Raw genomic sequence first — 12,298 nt, 5'->3', positions numbered from 1 at the left:
GGCGGGCCATCAGGTCAGCTTCCCGATGGCCGCCTCGACCCGGACCTTCAGATCCTTGACGGCGACCGGCTTGCGCAGGAACAGCCGCACGCCGGCGGCGATCGCCGTCTTGACGGAATGCTCCTCGGCGTTGCCGGTGACCATGATGATCGGCAGCTTCGCGGTCTTGGGATTGCCGCGCAGCATCTTGAACAGGGTCAGGCCGTCGGTGCCCGGCATGTTCCAGTCCAGCGTCATCAGGTCGAACTCCTTGGACAGCACCGCGTCGACCGCCGCCACCGCGGAGGTGCATTCGGTCACGTCCCGGATGCCGATCTGTGCGAACGCGTAACGATGCAGGCGCAGCATGCTCTCCTGATCGTCCACGCAAATGACCTTCACGAGCTCGGCGCGCGGCATCCCATGCCCCCCGTTTGCTGGCCGTTTCCCCGGCCGGCAGGCTTCAAACAAACAGAGGGAAATATTAAAAAAATGCGAAGCTTCGTCTACGGCGAAACCATCCGATGTCTTGAGCGCGGGCGGCAGGGACGGCGGGCCGCCGTCAGTCGGGTCCCGCGGCCCCGGTGAAGAATTGCGGGGCGGCGTGGCGCAGGTCGTGGATGGTGACGCGCAGCCCCTCCAGATGCGCCTCCAGCGCCGCGACGGCGCTCGCCTCGTCGTGGGCGGCGATCGACTCGAGGATCGCCTCGTGCTCGCCGATCACCTTCCCGATGTGGCCGGGAACGGGCAGGGTGAGGCGGCGGCAGCGGTCGACCTGCACCTTCACCTGCTGGGTGATGGTCCAGAATCCGGGATAGCCGGCGGCCTCGGCGATCAGCGCGTGGAAATCCTCGTCGGCCTGGTGGAAGCCCTCCTCGTCGCGGGCAGCGCTCAGCTCGTGCTGGCGCTCCACGCAGGCGCGCAGGCGGGCGATCTGGCTGCGGCTGGCGTTGCTTGCCGCGAGGCGGACGGTGGTCCGCTCCAGCGCCTTGCGGATCTCCGTCGCCTCCGGCAGGGCGTCGAGCGGGATGCGCGCCACGAAGGTGCCGGACTGCGGGAACACCTCGATCAGCCCCTCGTCGGCCAGCTTCAGCACCGCCTCGCGCACCGGCGTGCGGCTGACGCCGTAGGCCTGGGCGATCTGCTTCTCGCTGATCGGCTCGCCCGGCTTGCGGGCGAGCGACACGATCTGACCGCGCAGCTCGCGGTGGATGGCCGCCGCGGCGGTGGCGCCGCGCTGCGGGGCGCGGGGGGTCGGCGCCGCCGGCCTGACCGGACGCGACCGGGCGACGCCGTTCTCGGTGCTGGCCGTCATGGCCGCGAAACTCCTCGTTGCGGGCCCGGCCGGCCGCCGTCGCCCACTGGCATAAGAATATTAATATATCAGCGGCGGATTCAAGCGGCTTGCGCAGCCCGCAGGTTCGGCCGCGCCAAAGTGGCGCGGCGCGCGGGTGTCCTCGGCGGATGTTCAGAACTCGGCGTCGAGCTCGTCCAGCTCGTGCGGCTCGTCTTTGGCCGCCTCCACCCATTCCGCCATCGGCGCCCACTCCATGATGGTGGCGCAGTAGGACGCGCAGAGCGCGTCCTGCGGCACGTCGTAGGTCAGGAAGCGCGTGCACACCGGCGCGAACATGGCGTCGGCCATCGAGGGCGCGGCCCCGAACAGGAAGGGGCCGCGGTAGCGCTCCAGGCACTCGCGCCAGATGGCCTGCACCCGCGCGATGTCCGGCTGGGCGCCGGTCCAGATCTTGAAGCCCTTGTAATGGGCCCGCAGATTCATCGGCAGCGCGGAGCGGAGGTTGTAGAATCCGGAATGCATCTCGCCGCTGACCGAGCGGCAGTGCGCCCGCGCGATGCGCTCGGCCGGCAGCATGGCGGCCTCGGGCGCCAGTTCGGCCAGATATTCGGCAATCGACAGCGTGTCCCAGACATGGGCGCCGTCATGCTCCAGGCAGGGCACCAGGGTGCTGGGGGAGAGCAGCAGCAGCTCCGCCCGCGCCGAGGGGTCGTCGATGGGCAGCACCCGCTCCTCGAACGCCAGCCCGGCCATCCGGCACAACAGCCAGCCGCGCAGCGACCAGGACGAGTAGTTGCGGCTGGAGATGGTCAGCACAGCCTTCGTCATCGTGTCGTTCCTCCCGCCCGGTGTCCGGCCTCTGCCGCGTATTGTCTCGCAGTGCGGGAGAATTTGCATTAGCCTTTTGGACATCCGCGACAGCGACGGGGCCGCAGGCGCGCGCATGCTGTACCATGCCTATCAGACGAAGCTCGATCTTCTGCAGCCCGTGCTCGCCCTGGCGCGGCTGGCGGGCGCGGCTCTCGGCCCCTGGAACGGGGCGGCGGAGCTGCCGCCGCGGGCACTGTCCGGTGCGGTCTCCATCCCCCTGCGGCACATGGTGGCGGCGCTGGAGCTGGTGTCCCGAGTCGGGCTGACCCACCACCGCCCCTCCTATGGAATCGACCGTGTCACCTGCGGCACCCGCGAGGCGGCGGTGACGGAGGTGCCGATCCACGTCACCCCCTTCGGCACGCTGCTGCAATTCCGCAAGGACGTGGACCTCGCCCAGCCGCGGGTGCTGGTGGTGGCGCCGCTGTCCGGCCATTTCGCCACCCTGCTGCGCGGCACCATCCGCACGCTGCTGGCCGACCACGACGTCTACGTCACCGACTGGCACAACGCGCGCGACGTGCCGCTGGACGCCGGCCGGTTCGGCTTCGACGACTACATCGCCCACGTCATCCGCTTCCTGGAGGTGATGGGGCCGGGGGCGCATGTGCTGGCGGTGTGCCAGCCCTGCGTGCAGGTGCTGGCCGCCGCCGCCCTGATGGCGGAGGACGACAACCCCGCCCAGCCGCTCAGCATGACGCTGATGGCCGGGCCGGTGGACACCCGGATCAACCCCACCAAGGTCAACGAGCTGGCGACCTCCAAGCCGATCGACTGGTTCGAGCGCACGCTGATCGCGCGGGTGCCCTGGCGCCACGCCGGGGCCGGGCGGCGGGTCTATCCCGGCTTCGTCCAGCTCATCGCCTTCATGTCGATGAACATCACCCGCCATGACAAGGCGCACCGCGACCTCTACGACCATCTGGTCAAGGGCGAGACGGAGCAGGCGCAGGCGATCCGCGACTTCTACGACGAGTATTTCGCGGTGCTGGACCTGCCGGCCGAGTTCTACCTGGAAACCGTGCGCTGGGTGTTCCAGGAGGCGCGGCTGGCGAAGGGGGAGCTGACCTGGCGCGACCGCCGCGTCGATCCCCGCGCCATCCGCCGCACCGCGCTGCTGACCGTGGAGGGCGAGCGCGACGACATCTGCGCGCTCGGCCAGACCTCGGCCGCGCAGGATCTCTGCTCCGGCCTGCGACCGTACCTGAAGCGCCACCACATGCAGGTGGGTGTCGGCCATTACGGCGTGTTCAGCGGCCGGCGCTGGGAGAACCACATCTACCCCATCGTCCGCAACCTGATGCTGTCGGCGGAGTGACCCGCCCGGCAGCCCCACAGGGCTGCCACCGTTGTTGCGGCGGTCAGCCCCGTGTGGCTGACCGCTGTTGCGCCGGTCAGCCCCGCGGGGCTGACCGCTGTTGCGAATGAAACTCATCTGCGCTATGGTTTCCATTCCCCAACCGACGGACAGCCATGGGGCGTGGTTCCGGTGGCATCGCTCGACGTCAACAGCCTGTTCCGCCGCTACCGTGACGAGCTCATGCGGTTCCTGTGCCGCCGGGTGCCATCGCGGGAGGATGCGGCCGACCTGATGCAGGAGAGTTTCCTGCGCGTGATGCGGGCCGCACCGGCGGCGGGGGAGGTGCAGGACGCCGGGGCCTATCTGTTCGCCACGGCGGCGCGGCTGGCGCTGGATCACCACCGGCACCGCCGCGTGGCCCGGCCGGAGGAGGACGACGCGGTGCTGGGCTCCCTTGCCGACCCGACCCCGACGCCGGAGGTGGTGGCCGCCGACCGGCAGGAGCTGGCCCGTGCCGCCGCCGCCATAGCCAAACTTCCGGAGCGCACCCGCATCGCCTTCGAGATGCACCGGCTGGGCGGTCGCACCCAGACCGAGATCGCGCGCGAGCTGGGGGTGTCCGTCACCGTCGTGTGGCGCATGATCCACGAGGCGTACGCCGCCCTGCGCACGGCCCTCAACGAACCGCCGGACGGACGGCCATGACCGCCGCCCACACGCCGCCCGATGACGTCGATTCCGCGGACGTCCTCTGGGGCGAGGCCATGGAGGCGGTGATCCGCGTGAAGGCCATGCCCGCCGGGCCGGAGGCCGAGCGGGCCGCCCGCCACTGGCGGGCGCGCAGCCCCGCCCACGCCGCGGCCTGGGCGGAGGCGGAGCGTGTCTGGCGCGTCGCCGGCGCGCTTCCCGCGGCCCACGCGGCACGGTGGAACCGGGAGCCCGCCCGCCCCGGCCGCCGCGCCGTGCTGGCGGGGGCCGGCGCGCTGGCCGCCGGGGGTGCCGCGCTGCTGCTGGCCCCCGATGCCTGGCACCGGCTGCGCGGCGACGCGGTGACCGGCACCGCCGAACTGCGCGAGCTGGAACTTCCCGACGGAAGCCGCGTGACGCTCGGCCCCGGCAGCGTGCTGCGCGCCGTCATGACGCCGGGCGAACGCGGCGTGGTGTTGGCGGAGGGCGTCGCCTTCTTCACCGTGCGGCCCGACCCCGACCGGCCCTTCGTGGTGGATGCGGGGTCACTGAGCGTGCGCGTCCTCGGCACCGCCTTCGAGCTGCGCCGCGGGGAGGGGCGGGCGACCGTGGCGGTGCAGCACGGCTCCGTGCGTGTCCAGCCCGCCGGCTCGGCCGCGCCCGCGACCCTGACGGCGGGGGAGTGGCTGAGCGCCGGCGAGGACGGCGCGGTGGCCCGCGGTGCCGCCTCCCCCGACCGGATCGCGGCCTGGCGCGACCGCATGCTGGTGGTCGACCAGCGCCCCATCGCCGAGGTGGCGGCCGAACTCGGCCGCTGGCACCACGGGCGGATCCTCATCCTCGACGACGGCTTCGGCCGGCGCCCGGTCAGCGGCGTCTTCGACCTCGACCAGCCGGAAGCGGCCCTGCGCGCCCTGGTGCGGCCCTATGGGGGGCGGGTGCGCCGGGTGACCGGCTGGCTGCTGCTGGTGGACGCCGGCTGACCCGCCAAGTTTTTTTCGCACCCGCTGTTGAAAGCCATCCCCCTCGCGCGTCCTGGGTTCATGAGAATGCGTCGCAACAACAATGCGGCGCGACGAATGAGTCGAGGCGAGAGGGGCAGATGGGGTTCGGGAAGCGGAGGGGGGGGCGCGCGGGCCGCGCGCTGGCGGCGCTGTGGCTGGGTACGGCGGTCACGGGCATGACCATGGGGGCGGTGCAGGCGCAGGGCACGGGCGCGCAGGGCACCGGGGCGGCGGAGACGGCGCCACGCCGCATCGCCTTCGACATTCCGGCGGCACCGTTGGGGGACGCGCTGGCGTCGCTGGGGCGGCAGGCGCGGCTGCAGATCGCCTACGCGCCGGACACGGTGGCGGGCCTCGGCAGCCCCGGCTTCCGCGGCACCGCCACGGCGGAGGAGGCGTTGCGCGCGCTGCTGTCCGGCAGCGGGATCGCGTGGCGCTTCTCCGGCCCGGACGCCGTCACCCTGTCCCGGCCGGTGAACGGCGCGCTGATGCTGGACCCGGTGACGGTGGTCGGGCAGGGGCGCGGGGCCGGCGGATCGGGGGCGGTGCCGGGCACCGTCGCGACCGACAGCGCCACCGCCACCAAGACCGACACCCCGATCACCGAGATTCCGCAGTCCGTCTCGGTCGTCACCCGCAAGGAGATGGAGCAGCGCGGCGTGACCACGCTGAACGGCGCCATCGCCTACACGCCGGGCGTCCGCGCCATCGACTATCCGGGCGGGCCGGGGGCGCCGGACATCCTGCTGCGCGGTTTCCGCGACACCGGGCTGTTCAGCGTGTACCGCGACGGGCTGCGCGCCGGTTTCAACGCCTACGACGCGGAGTTCGAACCCTACAGCCTGGAGCGCATCGACGTGCTGAAGGGGCCGGCGTCGGTGCTGTTCGGGCAGGGGTCGCCGGGCGGCATCATCAACCTGACCAGCAAGCGCCCATCCGAGACGCCGATCCGCGAACTCCAGTTCCAGGCGGGCAGCCACGACCGCATCCAGGGCGCGGCCGACTTCAGCGGCGCCATCGACGCGGAGAAGCGGGTGCTCGTCCGGCTGACCGGCCTGTGGCGCGACAGCGGGACCCAGATCGACCACGCGCCCGACGACCGCGTCTATGTCGCCCCGGCCATCACGCTGCGCCCGAACGACCGTACCTCGCTGACGTTGCTGGCCAGCCATCTGCACAGCAAGGTCAGCGGCTCCGAACAGAGCATCCCCATGGTCGGCAGCCTCTACGACAACCCCAAGGGGCAGATCGGCACCAACATCTACTTCGGCGAGCCGGGCCTGACCGACTGGACCGTGGACAGCACCTCCATCGGCTACGCCTTCGAGCACAAGTTCACCCCGGACTGGAGCGTGCAGCAGAACACCCGCTACACCCGCACCCGCGTCGATTTCCACGCGGCCTTCCCGATGAGCTGGCCGGTCGATCTGGTGGACGGGCAGTATTACCCGATCGGCGTGCAGGACCGGCCGAAATCCACCACCAGCTTCCTGGTCGACACCAACGTGCAGGGGCGGGTGGAGACCGGGCCGCTGGTGCACCGGCTGCTCGCCGGTCTCGACTACGCGCGCTATTCGGGGAAGGAGACGCGGCGGAACTCGCTGAACACCGCGGTCATCGACATCCTCAACCCGGTCTACGGCACCACGGATTTCGTCTATGGCGACGCCTGGGTGAAGAGCCGCAGCACCATCGACCAGCTCGGCGTCTATCTCCAGGACCAGGTCAAGCATGGCGGCTGGGTCCTCACCCTCGGCGGCCGTCAGGACTGGGTGATCAACAAGGAGAAGGATTACCTGGGCGGCACGGAGCAGAAGGCCGACAACCAGGCCTTCACCGGCCGCGTCGGCCTCGCCCATGTCTTCGAGAACGGCCTGGCGCCCTACGCCAGCTACGCCACCTCCTTCCAGCCGGAAAGCGGCAGCTACGCGCCGGAGCGGGGCGGCGGCATGTTCAGCCCGACCACCGGCACCCAGTACGAGGTCGGCGTGAAGTACCAGCCGCCGGGTCGCGAGAGCCTGATCACCGTCTCGCTCTTCCACCTGACGCAGCAGAACGTCACCACCAACGACCCGGTCTACAGCGGCTTCTCGGTGCAGGACGGCGAGGTGCGCAGCCGCGGGCTGGAGATCGAGGGCAAGCTGGAACTGACGGAGGAGATGAGCCTGATCGCCTCCTACGCCTACATCGACGCCGAGATCACCAAGGACAACGCCGCGGTCGGCAGCACCACCAGCCGGGAGGGGCTGACCCCGTCCTCGGTGCCGCGCCACACGGCGTCGCTGTGGGCCGACTACACGGTTGCCAACGGTGTCCTGCGCGGGCTGGGGCTGGGCGCCGGGGTGCGCTACGTCGGCAGCTCCTACAACGCCGCCAACACGGTGAAGGTGCCGGACTACACGCTGGTGGACGCCGCCATCCGCTACGAGCTGGGTGAGCTGCGCTCCGAACTCGCCGGCACCACGCTGGCGCTGACCGTCACCAACCTGACCGACAAGGAGTATGTCACCCCCGGCTTCTACGACAACACGGTGTTCTACGGGAACCGCCGGCAGATCCTGGGCACTGTGACGTATCGCTGGTGAAGGGCCACCGGTAACCAGGCACCCCGCCGCTCCGCCGCCCCTCGCGGGCGGCGGTATGACAATGGAAGGACATAATTTTAGGAAAGGTAACATAGTATTATCGGTAAATTTTCATTAACTGCCGCCGTCGATGGTCGCGCCGTGAACACATGGAGAAACGCTCATGGCCACCATCGTCCTCAAACCCGGCATGTCCATCCAGGCGGCGATCGACGCCAACCCGGCGGGCACGACGTTCCTGCTTGAAGCCGGTGTCTACCGTGGCGCCCAATTCACGCCGAAGGACGGCCAGTCCTTCATCGGCTCCGCCGGGACCGTGCTGAACGGCGCCGTCGAGGTGAACGGCTGGCAGTCGTCCGGCAGTTACTGGAAGGCGTCGGGCCTGCCGGCCCCGTTGCAGCCGGCCGGCATCGGCGCCAACGGCAGCACGCTGCCGACCCTGCGCGAGGACCTGTTCGTCAACGACACCCTCTACAAGCGCGTCGGCTCGCTGGCGGAGGTGAAGGACGGCACCTGGTACTACGACCAGGGCAGCCGCACCGCCTACCTGTCCAAATCGCCCGCCGGGGCCAAGGTGGAGATGAGCTCCACCGCCCAGGCCATCCGCGGCGAGGCCGACAACGTCACACTGAAGAACATCACGGTCGAGAAATACGCCAGCGCCGCCCAGACCGGCGCCATCGACATCGACGGCGACAACTGGTCCGTCGAGCATGTCACCGCCCGCTTCAACCACGGCGTCGGTCTGGTGATGGGGCGCGGCACCACGGTGACCGGCGGCCATTACAACGACAACGGGCAGGTCGGCATCGGCGCCTGGAAGGCCGACGGCGCCAAGGTGACCGGCGTGGAGGCGGCGCGCAACAACTACGCCGGCTTCGACACCTTCTGGGACGCGGGCGGGCTGAAGATCACCGAGTCCACGGGCGTGACGGTGAAGGACAGCTACATCCACCACAACAACGGCGTCGGGCTGTGGTTCGACATCGACATGAAGAACGTGCTGGTGGAGAACAACACCATCGCCCTGAACAAGCAGGTCGGGCTGGCCTACGAGATCTCGTGGGACGCGGTGATCCGCAACAACGACTTCATCCGCAACGGCACGCCGGAACCGGGCCAGCCCGGCAACTGGCTGGTGGGGGCGCAGCTCGGCATCCAGAACAGCACCAACATCCAGGTCTACGGCAACACGATGGAGGCCGCGAACGGCGCCGGCGGCATAGCGCTGCTGCACGAGAACCGCGGCGGCAGCACCTACGGCACCTGGACCACCAAGAACATCACGATCACCGACAACGAGATCACCTATCTCGGCAACAACATCCTCAGCGGCTTCCAGGTCAATTACCAGCAGAGCCAGTCGCACGGCTGGAACATCGTGTGGAACAACAACGACTGGATCGTCCCGGACGGGTCGAAGCAGCTCTGGATGTTCGACAGCTCGCTGCGTGAATGGGCGAGCGCACGCACCATTCCGGGTTTCGAGGCGAACGGCCACCTGATCGTGGAGACCAGCCAGCCCGGCACCGTCGCCCCGCCCACCGGCTACGACCCCGGCCACGGCACCACCACCCCCACGGTCCCCACCACGCCGACCACCCCCACCACCCCGCCGCCGTCACCGCCGGCCGGTCCGGACACCATCGTGGTGCGCGCGGCGGCGCAGAGCTGGAACGGCGACCCGTCCTTCAAGCTGATGGTCGACGGCGTCGCGGTCGGCAGCGCCGCCACCGTCACCACCCAGAAGGCGGCGGGCTGGCAGGACATCACCTTCAAGCTCGACCTGCCCGACAATGCCGCCAAGATCGGCGTCAACTTCTTCAACGACGCCTATGGCGGGGCCGGCAAGGACCGCAACCTCTATGTGGACAGCGTCACCGTCAACGGCAGCAAACTGACGCTGGACAAGTCGGCCCTCACCTCCAACGGCACGGCCAGCGCCGGGCTGCCCAGCAGCGGGCCGGACACGGTGACGGTGCGGGTCTCCGGCGACCTTTACAAGGGCAACGCCGGCTTCAAACTGGTGGCGGACGGTCAGGAGTTGACAGGTCCCGCCTACACCTCCACCGCCAAGGGCAGCGGCTGGCAGGACGTCACCGTCAAGGTGGACCTGCCCGACGGGGCGAAGTCGCTGGGCGTCACCTTCATCAACAACCTGTATGAAAGCGCCAGTCAGGACCGCAACCTGTATGTGGACAGCGTCACGGTGAACGGCACCAAGCTGGCGGTGGACAAGTCCGGGCTGATGAAGACCGGCGACACCGCGACGGCCACGCTCGGTTCGACGTCCGGCGGCGGCACGGGCGGCGGCACCGGCACCGGCGGGACGGGCGGCGATGTGGTGGTCATCAAGGCGGCGGGCGACGCTTACAAGGGCGATCCGGGCTTCAAGCTGCTGGCCGATGGCGCGCTGGTGGGTGGCCCCACCTACGTCTCCACCGACCATGGCGACGGCTGGCAGGAGTTCGTCTACCGCCTGAACCTTCCCGACAGCACGAAGACGCTGGGCGTCGATTTCTTCAACGACTTCAGCGAGGGGCCGGGTCTCGACCGCAACCTCCACCTCCACTCCGTCTCGGTCAATGGGCATGAGCTGCTCGATCACGACCAGACCATGACGCACAACGGCATGGTCGGGTTCGACGTGTCGAGCCTGGTGTAATTACGCCACTATACCGTGCGGCCCGCGGATCGATGCACTCCGCGGGCCGCAGCCATGCGTACGGTACGGTACAGTCCCATTCCGCACATCCGCGGCGACTGGCAAATCCTCCCGCCATCGATGGAGAAGGGATGCACGATCCGTCACGGCACGCGCATGGATTGCGTTTATTGCGAGATCGAAAGCCGGTGCGCGCACTCCGCATGGATTCATTGTGGCGAGACGGATCAAATCTTACTGCGGTATCAAAAGAAAATCTCTCGGTATTTTTGTAAACGTCGATGCATTTCGCAATTTGCAAGTCTTCAGCGTTTTTCTTCGGCCATTGTTTCAATTCTGAAAATTACGCGGCAAGAAACTGGTAACGATCTCGGCGCAGACTGTTCGTAGAACGATGAACGATTTGCTGCGCGAGGCGCTCCGACCATGCTGATGTCCATCACGATCGCTCCGAGCCCGAACCAGCGGCATGAACGTGGGCAATTCAGCCGGGTGCCGCTGCTTGATCTGGCGGAATTCATCTCCGACGACTGCGGCGGTGTTCCCGTGACGATCCTGGACGGCGGCGGCCATGTCGCCGCCCGGGTCGGCGGCCCCGCCGATGATGATGTGGAGTTGTTCTGATGGGCATGCTTGCCGCCATCAATGGGTGCGCCCCGCCCTTAGGTGACGCCCGGCCGGCCGCCGGCCCGGGGTCCGGTCCGGATGCGGCGGGCGATCCCGTGGAGCGCCGCCTGGCCGCAGCCCTGTGGGGTACGGCGCCGCGACCCCGCCCGCGGGTGCGCACGGTCTGCCCCACCTGCGGTTGAACGGCAACAGTTGAAACGACAGGGGCCCCGTCCTCCGACCGGAGGACGGGGCCCCTGTTGTTTCCGTGGATGCCGTCGCGGTGATGATCAGGCGGCGTCCTGCAGCGGGTCGATCAGCAGCAGCCCGTCATAGCCGCCGTCCGTCGCCAGCGACGCGCTGTCGACAGCCATCAGGGTGGAGGCGGCCTGGGACTGGCCGGCGACGTGGTTCCACAGCGTGACCAGCCCGGTGTCGTCGGCGATGCCGGCGTTCACCGCCCCGCCCAGCTTCAGGCTGAAGGTCTCCGTCCCCTCCGCGACGCTGTCGCCCAGCACCGTCACCTTCACCTGCTTGGCGGTCTCGCCCGGCGCGAAGGTCAGGGTGCCGCTGGTGGCGAGGTAGTCCTGGCCCGCCTTCGCCGTGCCGTCGGCGGTGGCGTAGGTCAGGCTGACCGTCTGCGTCGCCGCCTTGGAGAGGGAGACCGTGAACACGGCGTCGGTTCGGCCCGCCACTTCCGTGTCCGTCCCCTGGTAGAGCGCCGGCTTGATGTGGTTCATCTTGGTCTGGTCGATCGTCTTCCAGTCGTCCATCAGGATGCCGCCGGTGTCGCCGGAGTTGGGGTTCCAGGACCAGTAGGTCCAGCTCATCCCCTGCTCGTTGGCGGCGATGTCCTTGGTGCCGTTGCCGTCCAGGTCGCCGTTGATGTACTGGACGAATTTGCTGATCCAGGCCCGCTCCTGCGCGTCGTCGAAGCGGCCGCCGAATTCGCCGATCAGGATCGGCGCGGTGTCGTTCTTGTAAAGATAGCCGAAGGACTCCGTCAGCTTGGCCGGCAGGTTGTTCGGGAAGTCGTTGGTGTTGAACCAGGACATCTGGTAGAGGCCGGGTCCATAGGAGTGCGGGGCGTAGACCAGTTTGTTGTCGACGTTGAAGTCGATGCCCTCGTTCTTCGCCCCCATCAGGTTGCCGCCCCACCAGTCCCAGTTGTTCTGGTAGATCTCGATGCCCTCGACCATCAGCAGCCAGTTGGGGTTGACGGACTGGATGGCGTTGCCGATGCGCTCGGCGGCGGCGGCCCAGTCGGTGGCGCGGTTGCCGTCGCCCCAGGTGGCGGCCCCGTGC

General features: G+C 69.0%; 10 protein-coding genes. 6 read left to right on the top strand and 4 right to left on the bottom strand.

The annotated features are described in order from the left end of the window. Positions 1 to 9: 9 nt before the first annotated feature. From HL658_RS34845 to HL658_RS34835, 3 genes are all read right to left on the bottom strand, one after another. Positions 10 to 399 (bottom strand): response regulator, encoded by a 390-nt coding sequence (locus tag HL658_RS34845; protein ID WP_180285977.1) that lies wholly within the window; start codon positions 397 to 399, stop codon positions 10 to 12. A gap of 142 nt (positions 400 to 541) precedes the next feature. After that, positions 542 to 1,294, bottom strand: a complete 753-nt coding sequence (locus HL658_RS34840) for a GntR family transcriptional regulator (protein ID WP_180285978.1) — start codon at positions 1,292 to 1,294, stop codon at positions 542 to 544. Between the two features lie 153 nt (positions 1,295 to 1,447). Next, the gene (locus tag HL658_RS34835; RefSeq protein ID WP_180285979.1) at positions 1,448 to 2,104 is read right to left on the bottom strand and encodes a glutathione S-transferase family protein; all 657 of its coding nucleotides are present in this window, start codon (positions 2,102 to 2,104) and stop codon (positions 1,448 to 1,450) included. Between the two features lie 115 nt (positions 2,105 to 2,219). Between HL658_RS34835 and HL658_RS34830 the strand changes: the two genes are divergently transcribed. The 6 genes from HL658_RS34830 (at position 2,220) to HL658_RS34805 (ending at position 11,011) form a co-directional block, all read left to right on the top strand. After that, a complete protein-coding gene (locus HL658_RS34830) occupies positions 2,220 to 3,464 on the top strand; it encodes a polyhydroxyalkanoate depolymerase (RefSeq protein WP_180285980.1) in 1,245 nt (414 codons plus the stop codon). Between the two features lie 171 nt (positions 3,465 to 3,635). Further along, entirely contained in the window at positions 3,636 to 4,151 is a 516-nt protein-coding gene (locus HL658_RS34825) for a sigma-70 family RNA polymerase sigma factor (protein ID WP_180285981.1), read from the top strand. Next, positions 4,148 to 5,116: a FecR family protein gene (locus HL658_RS34820; RefSeq protein ID WP_180285982.1), complete on the top strand. Its 969-nt coding sequence runs from the start codon at positions 4,148 to 4,150 to the stop codon at positions 5,114 to 5,116. The genes HL658_RS34825 and HL658_RS34820 overlap by 4 nt, the downstream gene beginning before the upstream one ends. A 119-nt stretch (positions 5,117 to 5,235) precedes the next feature. Beyond that, on the top strand, positions 5,236 to 7,722 hold the full coding sequence (locus HL658_RS34815) for a TonB-dependent siderophore receptor (RefSeq protein ID WP_281378942.1): 2,487 nt from the start codon (positions 5,236 to 5,238) through the stop codon (positions 7,720 to 7,722). A gap of 163 nt (positions 7,723 to 7,885) precedes the next feature. Further along, positions 7,886 to 10,387: a carbohydrate-binding domain-containing protein gene (locus HL658_RS34810; protein WP_180285983.1), complete on the top strand. Its 2,502-nt coding sequence runs from the start codon at positions 7,886 to 7,888 to the stop codon at positions 10,385 to 10,387. A gap of 426 nt (positions 10,388 to 10,813) precedes the next feature. Continuing rightward, the gene (locus tag HL658_RS34805) at positions 10,814 to 11,011 is read left to right on the top strand and encodes a hypothetical protein (RefSeq protein WP_180285984.1); all 198 of its coding nucleotides are present in this window, start codon (positions 10,814 to 10,816) and stop codon (positions 11,009 to 11,011) included. Positions 11,012 to 11,283: 272 nt separating this feature from the next. Here HL658_RS34805 and HL658_RS34800 read toward each other — a convergent pair. Further along, on the bottom strand, positions 11,284 to 12,298 hold a 1,015-nt coding region (locus tag HL658_RS34800), incomplete at its 5' end, for a cellulase family glycosylhydrolase (RefSeq protein ID WP_180287728.1).

The organism is Azospirillum oleiclasticum, assembly GCF_013423485.1.
GTDB lineage: Bacteria > Pseudomonadota > Alphaproteobacteria > Azospirillales > Azospirillaceae > Azospirillum > Azospirillum oleiclasticum.
This window is presented reverse-complemented; position numbering and strand designations above follow the sequence as displayed.